This is a genomic window from Clostridium hydrogenum (assembly GCF_021432385.1).
Lineage (GTDB): Bacteria > Bacillota > Clostridia > Clostridiales > Clostridiaceae > Clostridium_S > Clostridium_S hydrogenum.
In genome coordinates this window covers 338,247-354,100 of the sequence record NZ_JAEACT010000003.1, presented here as the reverse complement: position 1 = coordinate 354,100, position 15,854 = coordinate 338,247, and the positions used below count along the sequence as shown (strand labels likewise).

Sequence of the window (15,854 nt, the reverse complement as noted above, 5' to 3'; positions counted from 1 at the left end):
TCTCATTTTTTATATTCACTCATAAGTCCTTATGTTCAGTGTAGTAAAAACTGTAGAATACCATTTTTCACATCCTTGCATGTCACAAGCAAAGTCGAATTTAAGGAAAACATATAAGAAATTGTTAAAGCATGTAGACAAATGTCAGCGTATATAATACAATGGAAACGTATAATAATTTAATCAGAAAGGTAAGTTTAAAACCAAAGTTATAAGTATAAAAGGATTTAAAAAGGGTGGTTGGTATTTTATGAGATTATCAAAAAACATTAAAACTGGCAAAAAATTAGAATTGTATCTTGCTTGTATGATTATTATTTCGGCACTATTAGGATACTTTTGTAATGTATTCTTGGGAAAATTTCAAGTTATATCAATTGCAGTAGTAGCTATAATAATAGTAGCTATTATTATAATTTCATATTTTTTTATAAATATTGAAATTATAAAGCCAATTAATGAAATTAAGGAAGTCCTTGGTAAAATGGCTCAAAATGATTATACCATAGAAATTACAGGGAATCATTCAGGCATGATGGAAGAATTATCGGTAAGCATTAATGAAGTTCGTGAAAGATTAGTAAGTGTGCAAGATGCATTTGTAAGAGTTTCAAAAGGTGATACAAGCAGGCTTGAAGAGTTTAAAAGAGTAGGAAAAAGGTCAGAAAATGATAGGCTTATGCCTGCGTGCTTAGCAACAATGCAAGTTTTGCATGATCTTATAAGTGAATCAAAAATGCTTGCAGATAATGCAATAAACGGACAATTGGGTACTAGAGCTGATGCCGAAAAATTTGAAGGCAGTTACAAAGAGATAATTTTTGGAATAAACAATATGCTAGATTCTGTAATTGAACCTATAAAAGAAGCTTCAAATGTATTGAAAGAAATGGAGAGTGGAAATTTTAAAGCTAAAATGGTTGGGGATTACAAAGGAGATCATGCGGCTATTAAAAATGCTCTTAATAATACAATGGGGGCTGTTGACTCGTATATAAATGAGATTTCAAATATACTTACAAAAATAGCGGATGGAAATATGGATGTAAGTATATCAAGAGATTATGTTGGAGATTTTATTGAAATAAAGAATTCGGTAAATAAGATTGTTGATTCATTTAACAGAGTTCTAAATGAGATAAATACTTCTTCTGAGCAAGTTGCAACTGGAGCTAAACAAGTATCGGATTCGGCACAAGCACTATCGCAAGGCTCAACTGAGCAGGCAAGTTCTGTTGAGGAGCTAACAGCATCATTAGAACAAATATCAGCACAAACTAAACAAAATGCTGAAAATGCAGAACAAGCAAGTAAAATGTCAATAAATGCAAAGGAAAATGCTATTAACGGCAATACGCATATGCAGGAAATGTTAAAATCGATAAATGAAATAAATGAAGCTTCAGGTAACATTTCAAAAATCATAAAAGTCATAGATGACATTGCTTTCCAAACAAATATTTTAGCACTTAATGCTGCAGTAGAAGCTGCAAGGGCAGGTCAGCAGGGGAAAGGTTTTGCGGTAGTAGCTGAAGAAGTGAGAAATTTGGCTGCTAGAAGTGCAAATGCAGCTAAGGAAACGACAGTGTTAATTGAAAGTTCAATTAAAAAAGCAGAAAATGGTACAAAGATAGCAGATGAAACTGCGAAAGCATTGAATGAAATTGTGGACTCTGTTTCAGATGCAACTAGTATTGTTTCAGAAATTGCAACTGCATCAAATGAACAAGCAGCGGCTATATTTCAAGTTAATCAAGGTATTATGCAGGTGTCACATGTTATACAAAATAATTCTGCAACTGCTGAAGAAAGTGCAGCTGCAAGTGAAGAATTGTCAAGCCAGGCACAAATTCTTGAGGAATTGGTTAGGCGTTTTAAATTAAAAAAATGCGATTTAAATAGATATGGAATGGATAAATTAAATCCAGAGGTAATAAAAATGCTTGAAAGTATGTCGAATAAAAAAAACAATTACGCATTTACGGAAGGCAATGAGGCTCATGATTCTAAAATAAAGATTGACCTAAGTGATGGAGAGTTTGGAAAGTACTAAATGTCTTACAAAATTATTTTATAAACAAATAATAAATATTGCGAATTAAATCAATTCACAATTCACGATGCACAATTCACAATGAATGATGATTTTCTTCCGCCTTGCTACAGAAAAATCTTAAACTTAATTTTTTATTGCTTGCGCAATAGCACCATTTATGGTGCTAAGCGAAGCTTATAATATTTAAATTTAAGATTTACCTGACGAAAGGAGGGCAAATCCTCCTTCATTGTGCATTGTGAACTGTGAATTGTGAACTGATTAAGTTAGTTCGCAATAATTTTAAGTTACGTATTAAATAATCTTAGTGCGGCAGCTCCTCTTTTTTTTTATTAAGTAAATAATCAATTTTCTCTTTTGCCTCTTTTTCATAACCTTCATTGCTTGGAAGATAATATTTACGATCTTTTAAATTATCGGGTAAGCACTGCATATTTGTGATTTTATTTTCAAAATCATGAGCATATTTATAGCCCTTTGAATAACCTAAATCAGACATTAATTTTGTAGGAGCATTTCTAAGATGAAGTGGAACTCCTTCTGAAATAGTTTCTTTTGCATCTTTTTTTGCTTTTTCATATGCGACATACAAGGAGTTGGATTTTGGAGCTAAGGATAAATATACTACTACCTCAGTTAAATTTACACTGCACTCTGGCATACCAATATAATGACAAGCATTGTAGGCAGCTACGGCTAGTTCTAAAGCTCTTGGGTCTGCAATACCTATATCCTCAGAAGCAAAACGTATAAGCCTTCTTGCAACATAAAGAGGATCTTCACCACCTTCAAGCATTCTAGCAAGCCAATAAATAGAAGCGTCACAATCACTATTTCGCATAGACTTATGAAGTGCAGAAATTATATTGTAATGCTCTTCTCCATTTTTATCATATAGTAAAGCTTTGTTTTGCATACAATCTTCAATAATTTCCTTAGTTAAAATTACTGTGTTATTTTCTTGCTTTGAACTTAAAACAGCCATTTCTAAGACATTGAGAGAAGTTCTAGCATCACCATTTGAGTAAATTGAAATTAAGTGTAGAAGGTCATTTGAAATTTTTATATTTTTAGTTCCAAAACCTCTATTATCTTTAAGAGCGTGTTTTAAAAGGCTAACTATATCTTCATCTGTAAGGGCGTTTAAAACAAATACTCTGCATCTTGAAAGTAGGGCAGAATTAATTTCAAAGGAAGGATTTTCAGTAGTTGCACCTATAAGAATAATGTTTCCTTTTTCAACGTGTGGGAGAAAAGCATCTTGCTGGGCCTTATTAAAGCGGTGAATTTCATCAATAAAGAGAACAGTTTCAATGCCCATAAATCTATTTTTTTTAGCTTCCTCCATAACTTCCTTAATTTCTTTTATTCCAGAAGAAGTAGCACTAAATTCTATAAAATTGCATTTTGTCATTGAAGCAATTATCATGGCAAGTGAGGTTTTACCAACGCCTGGTGGCCCCCAAAAAATCATAGAAGTAAGATTTGAACACTCGAGCATATTTCTGAGAGCTTTACCTTTTCCAAGTATATGTTGTTGACCAATATATTCATCAAGATTTCTAGGTCTTATACGGCTTGCAAGCGGGGTGCTAACTCTTTTTTCAAATAAAGATCCTTGGATATAATTCATTATAATCTCCTTGATAAAGTTATTTTCGAACATATGTTTAAATAAAGTATACTACTAAAATTTATACAATTCAATATGCATTAAAAAGAGGGTTATAGGAGGAGGTAAAAAGTTGTTATTAACTTGCGTGCGTTCTAAGTATGGTAAGTTATTTATATATTTTTAATATGTAGTATTTATATAGTGGAGAGAGATATGAGTATAATAAGTAAGGTTCTTTACAGAATAAATATAGCAGGAGGAATTATAGTTGAAGGCAAGTTTAATAAAAGTACAAAGAATAGTAAAAAGATAAATGAACAGACACTCTTTAGAATATTAAAAATAAATGAAAAAAGTGAATTTGGAAAGAAGTTTAACTTTAGAAGTATAAAATCTGTTGAACAATATAAAAATCAAGTCCCATTAGGTGAATATAAGGACTATGAAAGTTATATACTTAGGATGGTTAATGGAGAAGAAAATGTTTTGACTAGCGACCATATAAAATATTTTGGACATACATCGGGAACTACTGGAAAACAAAAATTAATACCAGCAACTAAAAGAAGTAGAAGGATTTGTTTAAAATACATGGCTATACTTATTAATAAATTTTCATATAACAATTTTAAAGAACAATGGAATTATGGAAAAGGCTTGATGATTGCAGATATAGTAACAGCTACTTATACGAAGGATAAGGTTCCCATATGTTCAGCCACATCTGGAGGTATGAAAGGCATAAAAAATGTAATAGGGTATTTGTATACTTCCCCAATAGAGGTTATGAAAATAAAGGATAAGGAAGAGGCATTATACCTTCATTTGCTATTTGCATTAGAAGAGGAAAAACTTTTATATATAGGAGGAACCTTTATTTCAAGCATTTTAGATTTATTTAGAGTTTTAGAAGAAAGATACGAGGAATTAGTACAGGATATAAGAAATGGCAGTATAAATAAAAATTTAAAAATTGATGATGATATTAGAAAATTATTAAGTAGAAAAATATCACCTAATAGGGAAAGGGCTATTAAGTTGCAAAGTGAATTTCAAAAGGGATTTAAGGGAATAGCTAGAAGGGTATGGAAAAGTTTAGCATATATTGCAACAGTAACAGGTGGCAATTTTTCTATATACAACTCTTCTGTAAATTTTTATACTGATTCAATTCCTATATATTCAGCAGCATATGGATGTACAGAAGCAATGATTGGAATTAATCCATATGTTGATAAAATAAGATATGTAATTGTTCCAGATACTGCTTATTATGAATTTATTCCAGTAGATTTTGTGGGTAATAAAACTTTTGAAATATCAGAATTAGAACTTGGAAAAAGCTATGAAGTAGCAGTCACTAATTATGCAGGACTTTACAGGTATAAAATAGGCGATGTTGTAAGAGTTGTTGGATTTTATAATAATAGTCCTGAAATTGAATTTTTGTATAGAAAAAATCAAATATTGAACATGGTGGCTGAAAAAACTAATGAAGATCAATTAACTACAGCTGTAAAAAATACAATAAGAATATTAAAGCTAAATTTAACGGATTATACTACTGCACCAGATATTTCAGTAACACCAGGAAGATATATTTTCTATTTTGAATTTTGGAACGATATACCTATGAGTAAAATAAAAACAATAGAAGATATTTTAGATAATGAACTCAGAAAATCAAATTTGGCGTATGATAGGGCAAGAAGCAATAGGAGATTGCAAAGTGTAAAAGTAGAAGTTTTACGAGCTAATACTTTTAGTAAGGTAAAAGATTTTTTGTTTAAAAAGGGAGTTTCTAAAAATCAGATTAAAATTCCAAGAGTTTTGATAAAAAATGAAGAAATACTGAGCATTATAAGTAGTAATAGTTTGGCGAGTAAAAAATATAGAAATGTAATTTAGATAAAATATTAATTAAATTCTGTCAAGCATTTTTGAAAATGTCCTAAAAAGTTTTAATTATTAGCACCAGTTTTTGCTGGTGCTTTATTAATGGTCTGACTCTATTTTAAGGTATGGCAAATAAACCTTAAAAATCTTCGATTTTTAAGAAAATAGATTTATAAATTTATGCTATGCTTTCCTTTTGCCTATGAGCTTGCTTACTACAATACTGTTCAAATGAAGCCTGCTTCCAAGGATGACTCATAGGTGGTATGTAGCGTTTCTTTGGAACTTTTGTAGTTTGTGCAAGATCAAAGTTCTTTGACGAGGGAACATGATCTGGAAGCAATTCAAGGGCATAAATTTTTTCGTTAACAGAAAATAATAATTCATTGTTAAACGCATTTATAACTAATCCGGAGGTTCCCTTATGATAATATACAGGGTGTCCATTAGTATCTACAGGAAGATAATATCTTTTATTGTATTTTACACAACTTCCGCTGTCTATTTTCCTACCAGCAAGCACAGCAAGAGTTAAATTGATTTTTTCAATATTGGGTTGCGTTTCAAACACAGATTTGATATTATCAACAGGTAAAGCAAATCGAGCATTGAATTTTTTTATGTAGGAGTTTAAAAATTCATTTGCTTGCTCAATTGTGCTTATACCAGATAAACGCAGTTCTATAGGGAGCCGCGATTGTAGAGTTTCAAACATGCGTTCCACACGTCCTTTTGCTTGTGGAACGCTACTGGTTTTTATTTCAATTCCTAATTGCTTACATGCGTAACCAAATTGAGTAAATGTGTCATCTTCTATTGAAGATGACTTTTTCATTTTGTATTCGAAAACAGTACGTTTATCAGTGTAAAACATATAAGGAATGCCATAAGTAGTTAATATCTGATAAAGCACATGATAATAGCCATTAAGGGTTTCTTGATTATCAAAATAAGCACCTACAATTGATCCAGTAGCATCATCCACAGCTATATGAAGCTGTGTTTTATTTTCACCAAACCAAAGATGAACAGAAGCATCCATTTGAAGCATTTCACCAAAATAAGCACATCTAGGACGTCTAGGATGAGCATCTTCTATATCAAGGATAGTATTTTGAATGGTAGTGGCTTCTTTTTTTGATTTAGTATCTTTTTGTAAGTCTCTAAGCTTGTTACACAAAGCTTTTTTAGAAGAACGCTTTGCCTTAGGGGATAGGATGAATTCCTGTAAAAGGATAGAACGTATAGTTGTTGCTGAGACTTTTATTTCTTCCCTTTCTTCTAAGAGCTCAGAAAAATGTGTTAGATTTGCATCTTCATATTTTGTTTTGTATAAATCTATAATATCTTTTTTTACTGAATCATCTATAGTATGAGATGGCTTTTTTCCACAATTGCCATGAACAAAAAAAGCTTTTCCTTTTTCTTTATACCCATTAATCATTCTGTTGATATGTCTAACAGTGCACCCTAACTCAATTGCTGCTCTCTGCTTGCTACCGTTACTATCTATTAACTTCTTAATAACTTTATATTTTAATTCTTCATTCATTTTTAAATACACCTTTCTCATTATGTCCTCCTCATTTCTAGCAATGAGGTTTATTATACTATAAATTTTATTTTTTGGGACATAATCAAATGTGGTACACTAAGACATTATCACTTTTCAATCATAAATTTAGATAAAATATTAATTAAATTCTTGACAGTATAAAAAATGAGGAATATAATTGTTAACAAGTTAAAGGATAAATGCGTAGATTGAGAAAAGTAGACTTTGGAGCATTTTGTAAGAGACCTATTATTTGCTGGGAGATAGGATTTGTGAAAGAGTTGAAAATCACTCATGAGTAGTCCACTGAAGATAGTATTATTGTGTAAGTGTGATCGGTAGCAACCGTTATATTGCCAAATATTAAAGGGATTTCCCGTAGATATTTTGAGAGGTTACTTTTTAAGTAGCAAATAGAGTGGTACCGCAAGTTTAAGACTTTGTCTCTAAAAAATGAGACAGGGTCTTTTTTATTTTAGACATATTAAAAAAATAATAAATCCAAATTGAGAGATAGTTTTAATATGCCTTATATGTAATTTTAATTAAGATAAATAATTAGGGGGCAAAGAAATGAGTAATTACAGTGTATTTTTACCAAGCTATAGTGTAGGAGAAGAAGTTTATAAAGAAATTCCTAAGATTTGTAGGACATATGGAAAGAAAGCGGTAGTAATTGGGGGAAAAACAGCAATGGCAAAAGCAAAAGAAGCGCTTTTGGATGGTATTAAAGGCTCAGATATAGAAATATTGGATTTTGTATGGTTTGGAGGAGATTCTTCATATGAAAATGTAGAAATGCTGAAAAAAAATCAAGTAGTTGCAAGTGCAGATATGGTATTTGCAGTTGGCGGTGGAAGAAGTGTTGATACAAGTAAGACTATGTGCGATCAAACAGGACAAGCATTATTTGTGTTTCCAACAATAGCTTCAAATTGTGCAGCAGTAACAGCAACTACAGTAATTTATGATGCAAATCATGTATTTAAAGAATTGTATTTCCCAAAGAAGCCTGCATCCCATTGCTTTATTAACACTAAAATAATATCAGAAGCTCCAGACCATTTTATTTGGGCTGGAATCGGTGATGCCTTGTCAAAAGAGTATGAATGCACATTTTCTTCAAGGGGAGATGAACTTGATCATACTAATCTTTTGGGTGTGGATATAAGCCGTAATTGTGTGGAACCGCTTTTAAAGTATGGAAAAAAAGCTTATGAAGATGTTAAAAATAATAAAGTTTCTTACGAACTAGAGCAAGTAGTGCTTAATATAATAATTACTACAGGGCTTGTATCAGTTTTTGTAATAAATGATTATAACAGCTGTCTTGCGCATTCTGTATATTATGGATGCACTACATTGGAAAATATAGAAAAGAATCATTTCCATGGAGAAGTAGTTTCATATGGTGTCTTGGTTATGCTCACATGTGATAAACAATATGAAGAGCGTAACAGAGTTTATAAATTTAATAAAAGTCTTGGACTTCCAACAAAATTAGCCGATATTGAAGTTGAAGAAAAGGATCTTGATAAAGTACTTGATAAGGCAATGGAAACAGGAGATATAAAACATGTTCCTTATAAAATAACAAGAGAAATGATTTATGAAGCAATGATGGAACTGGAAAGCTTAAATGAATAGGCAGAGAAACAAAGTGCAGTGCAAAATCAAATAACCTTTGACAGGTGTAGAAAAATGATGTTAGTGAATAGCGGCTCAAAATCCTAAATAAAATTAATAAAACTAAGCGGCAAATTTTTCAAAGCTTAAGAACTTTCGATAACTCGCAAAAAGATGTTCAGACAATCTAAAGTTCTAAAGCTTTGAAGAATTTCCCACTAAGTTTTATACAATTTTATTTTAGAAATTTTTTCGCCACTGTTCCCTAATATCATTTTTTCACTACACCTGTCAAAGGTTATTTGATTAATCTAACTACATCTTTATTTCACAATATATTTAAAAATAAGTTATAAGATTTTCTGTAGTGAAACGGAAGAAAATCATCCGTCACTGTACTTTTTACTTTGAAACAAAGATTACAAAGAATTTTATAATTCTCCTCCGCATATGATAAAATGTAAATATATAATATGAAAGGAGAATTTTTATGTCTAAATTTCATAAAATCATACAAAGTTTATCTCTTATTTTGTTAATGGTATTTTTATCACAGTTAATTCCACAAAAGGTGCTTGCTTCATCGGGTGATTATTATATTTCTAATATAGTTATAAATGCTGAGGTTAAAGAAAATGGTGATATAGCAGTTTCAGAAAGCCATGATTATGTTTTTCAAGGAAGCTTTAATGGAATGAAAAGAGAAGTAAGGACAAATGGTTCAGATGGACTTGCAAATATTTCAGCAGAAGTTTATAAAAATGGAGTTAATGAAAAAAGCACTACTGAGATTAATAAGGATGGAGATACAACTGAAATAAAAATATATAGTAAAAGTGGCAATGAAACTAAAAATTTTAAAATAAATTATACAATAAAAAATGCTGTAACAAAATTTTCTGATTTAGGTGAATTTAAATGGGACTTTTACAAAAATGATTCAGACGTGAAAATTAATAAAGTAACACTATTTGTTTCTTTACCAGAAGATATAACAAATAAAGTTAAGTACTACGGCGAAGGTCCTAAAAGGGGAATAGCAAGTTTAGAGAATAAAAGAACAATAAAATTGGAATTAAATAACATGGGAAAAGATGAGTTCATTGGAATAAGTACATATTTCCCTTCTGAATGGATTAATACTTCAAAAACTATAAATATGAAAAGGGACGCTTATTATGAAAAACAACAAAGGGAAAGAAATAAAAATATAATGATTGCTTCCTTAGTTATATTTATAATTGCAGTTTTAACTTCAAGCTTTATATATTTAAAAAGAAGAAAGAGACAAAAAGCAATTAAAGCTTATAGAGAAGGACATGTATTTTTTAGAGAAAAATATTACTTTGAAATACCAAATGCCTTACCGCCAGCACTAGTAAGTGTACTTGTAAATAATGAAGTTGATACTAAAGACTTTTTAGCTGAAATAATTTATCTTTCTAATAGGGGGGCAATAAAATTTCTTAAAAATGGTTTTGCAGAAGAAGATTTTACAAAAGTTTGTTTTAAAATAAATGAGGCTTATGATAAAAATATGCTTATGGGATATGAAGAATTTTTAATAAAATGGCTAAAGAAATATGTAAGTAATGGCAGTATTAGCTTGGAGAGATTGAAAGATAAATCCAGTGAATTAAGCTTTATGAGTAAATACGTTGACTGGAAAAAGCTTATTTTAAATCAGGCAGAAAATATGAATTTTTATACGACCATAGAAGGTAAGAAAATATTAACTAACACCTATGAAAATGAAAGGCTTAAATGGGAAGCATTTAGTAATTATTTAGATGATTTTAGAAGCAGTGAGCTTAATGAACAAAATAAAAAATTAGATGAAAGAGTTTTACCATATGCAATATCTCTTGAAGTTTCAGAAAATTTTATTGATAATTTTAAGGATACATCAGAATTCAAGAATAGTATGTTTATGAGTTATTGGTTCTTGAGTTATTATACTACTACTTATACTGATGATTTTAATATGAATAACAGTGGTAGTAATAGTGATAGTTCATCGGGAAATTTCTCTGGTGGCTCAGGTGGAAACCTTGGGGGCGGTGGAGGCGGAAGTGCTTTTTAAAAATAGCTAAGTATACTAAAGGAGGCTATGTTTTAAATAAGTGTGAAAATCAACACTTATTTAAAACATAGCTTAAAAAAAAGTTATAGATAAACCAGTTCAACTACCAAAATCAATTTGCAACAAAATGCCCAGAAGACGGCATTTTGATACAAATTAATTTTGAAGTTTCAAGTGGTTTATCTTTATATCAATAAAACGAGGTGAAATAAGGATGAAAGATGGTTATAGCATCAGTGAATTAGCGAGAAAACTAGAAATAAATAAAGAGACTATAAGATACTATGAAAAAATTGGGCTACTTTCTGAGGCAAGAAGAAGTGAAAATGGTTACAGAGTATACTTAAAAGAAGATATAGATAAAATTAAATTTATACTTATATTAAAAAAATTTGACTTTTCACTTAAGGAGATAAAGATATTGATTTGCAAAGCCTATGATGATATATGGTGCGGCAATATTCAGAATATTCAAAGTGTAGTTAAGGATAAGATGGAGGATATAGATAAAAAAATAGAGGAACTTAATAAAACTAAGCAATTGATTAAAAAGGTAAGTGAATTTATATTAGCTAATGGTAAGCAATGCTGCGGTGAAGTGCAAAAACTTTTGGAAAAATAGTATTGACTCTGTAGTATACTATAAGGTTTATCATATCATTGTAGCCAAATGAAATTTTAAAGGAGATATGGTTTATGATAATAGAAAATAATGCAATAGTATATTTTACAGGTACTGGCAACAGCTTAAAGGTAGCTAAAGATATTGTGAGTAGAATGGAAGATTTTCAATTATGTAAAGTTAGCCAATTTAGAAATGAAAAAGAAATGGAAATTAAATCAAAATTTTTAGGCATAGTTTTTCCAGTATATTATAGTCGTATGCCGCTTATAATGGATGAATTTGTAAGAAAGCTTAATATAAGTAGAGACACTTATGTTTTTGCAGCAGCAACTTATGCGGGTGCACCTGCCCAAGCTTTAGTAAAATTAGATGCTATATTAAAGTATAAAGAGTCAAAACTTTCATCAGGTTTTTTATTTTGCATGCCCAGTAGTAATATTTTTGCTTTTAATACAAAGATTAAAGAAAAACAAAATAAAATATTTGCAAGGGAAGAGAAAAAGGTAAAGAAGGTATGCGAGTTAATTAGAAAAAGAGAAGAATTAAAACCGGAGACAAGTAAATTAGTATTTGATATAGTGATTGATAAAATGTTTATTAAAACCACAGATAAAATAATGGATAACTTACATATGAGAGATGAAAAATTTTGGGTTAATGAAAAGTGTAATGGATGCGGATTATGTGAGAAAATATGTCCTGTAAGTAATATAGAATTTGATCTAAATAAACCTACCTGGAAGCATAAATGCGAGCAATGTGCAGCATGTATTGAATGGTGTCCTAAGCAGGCTATTCAGTGGGGAAACAAAACATTAAAAAGGAGCAGATATAGAAATCCTAATGTAAAAATTTCAGAATTGATTGATGATTAGGGGAATGTATTGTACCTATAAATATTGTCCACGATAAAATGTAATCTCCCAGATTAACCTTGATTTTATCTATTGAATCTTTAAGAACTATAAAATTATAAATGTAATAAAAATATCTTGTTGGTTTTTTAGTGGTATAATAAGAATATATGCTTGATGAAGAAATCAGAACAAGAGATAGGAAGGGAGAGTTGCAATTTGGAAAGTGATGTTTTTAGTTATTTAAATAAAAACTATAGATATTTAAATAATTATGTAAGAGAATTAGACGAAATAGTGTTTACATCCCCACATAGTGCAATTATTAAAGGTAAAAGTTTTACTGAAAATCTAACTAAAGAAATATGTAAATTAGAAGGATATTGTTTATTGAATACCATAACTCAAGATGAAAGATTAAAGAAACTAGAAAGCGAAGGGGTACTTAAAGGTAAGATATATAGAATATTTAATAAGGTTAGAAGAATTAGAGCTACAGGGGCACATGATGATGAAGAAAAGGAATTAGAAAAAGCCTTAAATATGCACAGAAATATTTATAATATTACATGCTGGTTTGTTAAAAATTATATTAACTGTGAATTTGAAGCTGATCCATATAAATATCCTATTCCACCTAAAAATAGCAATATAGAAATGGCATCAAATTTAATAAAAAAAATGAGTAAAAAAACACAAGAAACACAAGAAACCAATAAAAGTTATGAGAAAATGATTAATGATTTAAATATGAATGAAAAAGCACAAGATATTTTTCAAAATTTTATAATTGAAAGCATTATTGATAATAAGGAAATAGATAAAAAATGCTTAGTGCAAGAGTTTTCTAAAATACAAGAATCATTAAAATAAGTAGGCATATCTAAAATATTAGAATTTTGAAGTAAAGTGTGGTTTATCTATAAATTATGATAATTAATATATTCATAGTTAGCTTTTCATTTTGCATCTTTTTTCTAATACCAAATCTTTCTTATAAATATACCAGTTCAACTATTAAAATTTATGTGCACCATAATGTCCAGAAGACGGAATTTTGGTACAAATAAATTTTAAGTTTCACAGTGGTATATCTTTAGTCAAAGAAAATTTTAATAGTAATATATATTTAAAATATTGTAAGATTTCATTAAGAATTTAACTATATTTCTTTAATTTTTATGCGTTAGTATAAAATTAAAGAAAGGATGATGATATATGTGGCTTAAAAAGCTAAAAAAGAAAAAACTCCAGTGTTTTTTAATTGGAATGCTTCTATTTATTTCAGCAATGATATTTGCAAGTGGAGCATCAATTATAACATCTGTTAATAATTATACTGATAAATATTATGCTAATGACAAATACTACAACATATTTACAATTAATGCTAATCCCGGTTGTGAAAATGGTGTGATTAAATGGTGTCAAAATAGTACAAAAATAAAAGAAGTTAAGTTTTTAGATAATTTTAGTTCGGGAAATAACATTTATTATAATAATAAAAAGCTAAAAATTTCAAATTACAGTTTAATACCTTTAGAAAATTATAAAGGTGTACCTTATGGGCTAAATAAAATAAAAGCTTTAAATGGCAGCAATCATCCTGGAAAAGGAGAGATTTGGATTACTAAGCTGTTTGCAGATGATAATAAAATATCTCTTGGAGATAGCTTGAAGTTTAAAGTAAATAATAAATTCATTAATTTAAAAGTCACTTCACTAGTAAATGATTCACTTCAGCCATCACCAATGATGGGAGTAATAATTTTGTATACAAGTAAAGAAAATAATAAGGATTTTGTATCACTTGCAAAAGGAAAATCTATTTTTATAAATACAAAAAGAAATGCTGATTTTTTGAGATTAGAAAATAGTTTGGCTGATAATGCAGGTATCTCAGAAGTGTTTGATAAAACTACTCTTATAACAAGTGCAACCTATGTTGCATCATTAATGGGTGGGATTACTAGTTTTGCTGCATTGCTTGTATTTGTTGCTGCGGTATTCATTATAAGATTTATTATATGGAACAATATTTTAAAAGAATACAAATCAATTGGAATATATAAAGCACTGGGATTCTCAAAAAAACAAATATTTAAATTTTATATTTTAGGATATTTTTTTATTGTAGTTGCCGGAAGTATTTTGGGAGCACTAAGTAGTATTCCAATATTAAATCACACAGCGGCAAATGCCTTAAAGTATGTAGGTAATTTTACTAGCGTTGATATTAATTTTAAAATTATTTTACTTACAATAATCTTATTTACTTTAATAGTAACTTTAAATTTGTATTTTGTAATCAGGAGAACAAATAAAATTTCACCGGTAAAAGCAATTAGTACAGGTATTACATCTTCTAGAAAAAAACTAAAAAAATCGCTTATAAAAAATAGCGTTTCACCTTTAGCTTTAGGGATAAATGATATATTTAAATATAAAAAGTCTGCGATTTATATAACAATAAGTTTAATGGTATCTTTAAGCTTAATGCTGCTATTTGGAAACTTAGGAATGACATTTTCTAAAATGAAGGACAACTTAAATGTATGGGTTGGAATGCCTAAAAGCCGTATGATTATAAGTTTTGATGATACAATTAATAAAGAAAAAATAGAAGCAGTGTTAAATAAAATTAAGAAAGATAAAAGGGTTCAAAATTATAATTATGGTTCAATACTAGCAGGCAATGTTAAATTAAATACAGAAAAATATCATATAAAAAATAGTGGATATGCAGTGATGGCACTGAATTCTTATGATGATAATATGAAATTTAGTATTTCAAATGGGCATAATCCAACATCAGCTAATGAAGTTAGTGTATCTAAAGAAATACTGCAGGATTCAAATTTATCTGTTGGAGATTATATTGATCTCACGGTTAATAATAAAAAAAATACTTATTTAATATCAGGTTCCTTTAACAGCATGATGAATAATGGATACAGCATGCGTATATTGAATCATGGAATTGAAAAAGGAAAAGATGCTTATAATGTCTATAGAATATATGTAAATCTCAAAGGCAATTATAGTACCTCAAAATTTGAAGAAGATATGAAAAGTAAGTTCTCATATATTTCTATTGATGACATTGATCCAATGGGTAGGAGTGCAATTAATTCAATTTCAAGTATAACATTACCAATTGTTTATTTACTTGTTATTTCATTTGCAATTTTTTCAATAATAATAATCTTTAATATAATTATAATGGATATTAGAGATAATAGAAAAAATTTTGGAATAATGAAGGCACTTGGCTTTACAACAAAGGAAATAAGAAATAGGTATTTATGTAGAATAATTATATTAACGGTATTTGGAAGCGTAATATCGATTATTTTGAATTTGCTTTTTTCAAGGCAGATTATTGAAGTTATGCTAAATGGATTAGATGGACTTATGATATCATGGAGCATTATAGAAATTTTATCAATCAGCATGTTCATCTTAGTATTATTAATAGTATTTGCATGTAGTTATTCAATAAAAAATGCTAAGCCAAATGAGCTTATAGATGAATAGGAGTGAT

The 15,854-nt window shown here is 29.2% G+C and carries 10 protein-coding genes and 1 other annotated feature; of the genes, 8 read left to right on the top strand and 2 right to left on the bottom strand.

Features of this window, described 5'->3' with window-relative positions:
* Nucleotides 1–250: 250 nt before the first annotated feature.
* Nucleotides 251–2,053, top strand: coding sequence for a methyl-accepting chemotaxis protein (locus tag CUEA01_RS14880; RefSeq protein WP_234122478.1), 1,803 nt, complete (start codon nucleotides 251–253; stop codon nucleotides 2,051–2,053).
* A 307-nt stretch (nucleotides 2,054–2,360) separates the two neighbouring features.
* Here the strand turns inward: CUEA01_RS14880 and CUEA01_RS14875 are convergent, their stop codons facing one another.
* Nucleotides 2,361–3,689: a replication-associated recombination protein A gene (locus CUEA01_RS14875; RefSeq protein ID WP_234122477.1), complete on the bottom strand. Its 1,329-nt coding sequence runs from the start codon at nucleotides 3,687–3,689 to the stop codon at nucleotides 2,361–2,363.
* A gap of 195 nt (nucleotides 3,690–3,884) precedes the next feature.
* Here CUEA01_RS14875 and CUEA01_RS14870 point away from each other — a divergent pair, with 195 nt between their 5' ends.
* Nucleotides 3,885–5,579, top strand: a complete 1,695-nt coding sequence (locus CUEA01_RS14870) for a GH3 auxin-responsive promoter family protein (protein ID WP_234122476.1) — start codon at nucleotides 3,885–3,887, stop codon at nucleotides 5,577–5,579.
* A gap of 166 nt (nucleotides 5,580–5,745) precedes the next feature.
* On the opposite strand, the gene CUEA01_RS14865 is transcribed toward CUEA01_RS14870, so the two are convergent.
* Nucleotides 5,746–7,119: an ISNCY family transposase gene (locus CUEA01_RS14865; RefSeq protein WP_456237147.1), complete on the bottom strand. Its 1,374-nt coding sequence runs from the start codon at nucleotides 7,117–7,119 to the stop codon at nucleotides 5,746–5,748.
* 199 nt (nucleotides 7,120–7,318) lie between these two features.
* Nucleotides 7,319–7,573: a binding site (T-box leader), on the top strand.
* A gap of 122 nt (nucleotides 7,574–7,695) precedes the next feature.
* Between CUEA01_RS14865 and CUEA01_RS14860 the strand changes: the two genes are divergently transcribed.
* From CUEA01_RS14860 to CUEA01_RS14835, 6 genes are all read left to right on the top strand, one after another.
* Nucleotides 7,696–8,769, top strand: coding sequence for an iron-containing alcohol dehydrogenase family protein (locus CUEA01_RS14860; RefSeq protein WP_234122475.1), 1,074 nt, complete (start codon nucleotides 7,696–7,698; stop codon nucleotides 8,767–8,769).
* Nucleotides 8,770–9,238: 469 nt separating this feature from the next.
* On the top strand, nucleotides 9,239–10,831 hold the full coding sequence (locus tag CUEA01_RS14855) for a DUF2207 domain-containing protein (RefSeq protein ID WP_234122474.1): 1,593 nt from the start codon (nucleotides 9,239–9,241) through the stop codon (nucleotides 10,829–10,831).
* A gap of 214 nt (nucleotides 10,832–11,045) precedes the next feature.
* Nucleotides 11,046–11,453 carry a helix-turn-helix domain-containing protein gene (locus CUEA01_RS14850; RefSeq protein ID WP_234122473.1) on the top strand — a complete coding sequence of 136 codons (408 nt, stop codon included), beginning with the start codon at nucleotides 11,046–11,048 and terminating at the stop codon, nucleotides 11,451–11,453.
* A 74-nt stretch (nucleotides 11,454–11,527) separates the two neighbouring features.
* Nucleotides 11,528–12,331, top strand: coding sequence for an EFR1 family ferrodoxin (locus CUEA01_RS14845; RefSeq protein ID WP_234122472.1), 804 nt, complete (start codon nucleotides 11,528–11,530; stop codon nucleotides 12,329–12,331).
* Nucleotides 12,332–12,529: 198 nt separating this feature from the next.
* Entirely contained in the window at nucleotides 12,530–13,183 is a 654-nt protein-coding gene (locus tag CUEA01_RS14840; protein WP_234122471.1) for a DUF4145 domain-containing protein, read from the top strand.
* Between the two features lie 345 nt (nucleotides 13,184–13,528).
* On the top strand, nucleotides 13,529–15,847 hold the full coding sequence (locus tag CUEA01_RS14835; RefSeq protein ID WP_234122470.1) for an ABC transporter permease: 2,319 nt from the start codon (nucleotides 13,529–13,531) through the stop codon (nucleotides 15,845–15,847).
* Nucleotides 15,848–15,854 lie beyond the last annotated feature (7 nt).

Coding starts and splice junctions, on each gene's coding strand:
- CUEA01_RS14880 (WP_234122478.1), top strand. CDS start 251: ATGAGATTATCAAAAAACATTAAAACTGGCAAAAAATTAGAATTGTAT.
- CUEA01_RS14875 (WP_234122477.1), bottom strand. CDS start 3,689: ATGAATTATATCCAAGGATCTTTATTTGAAAAAAGAGTTAGCACCCCG.
- CUEA01_RS14870 (WP_234122476.1), top strand. CDS start 3,885: ATGAGTATAATAAGTAAGGTTCTTTACAGAATAAATATAGCAGGAGGA.
- CUEA01_RS14865 (WP_456237147.1), bottom strand. CDS start 7,119: ATGAATGAAGAATTAAAATATAAAGTTATTAAGAAGTTAATAGATAGT.
- CUEA01_RS14860 (WP_234122475.1), top strand. CDS start 7,696: ATGAGTAATTACAGTGTATTTTTACCAAGCTATAGTGTAGGAGAAGAA.
- CUEA01_RS14855 (WP_234122474.1), top strand. CDS start 9,239: ATGTCTAAATTTCATAAAATCATACAAAGTTTATCTCTTATTTTGTTA.
- CUEA01_RS14850 (WP_234122473.1), top strand. CDS start 11,046: ATGAAAGATGGTTATAGCATCAGTGAATTAGCGAGAAAACTAGAAATA.
- CUEA01_RS14845 (WP_234122472.1), top strand. CDS start 11,528: ATGATAATAGAAAATAATGCAATAGTATATTTTACAGGTACTGGCAAC.
- CUEA01_RS14835 (WP_234122470.1), top strand. CDS start 13,529: ATGTGGCTTAAAAAGCTAAAAAAGAAAAAACTCCAGTGTTTTTTAATT.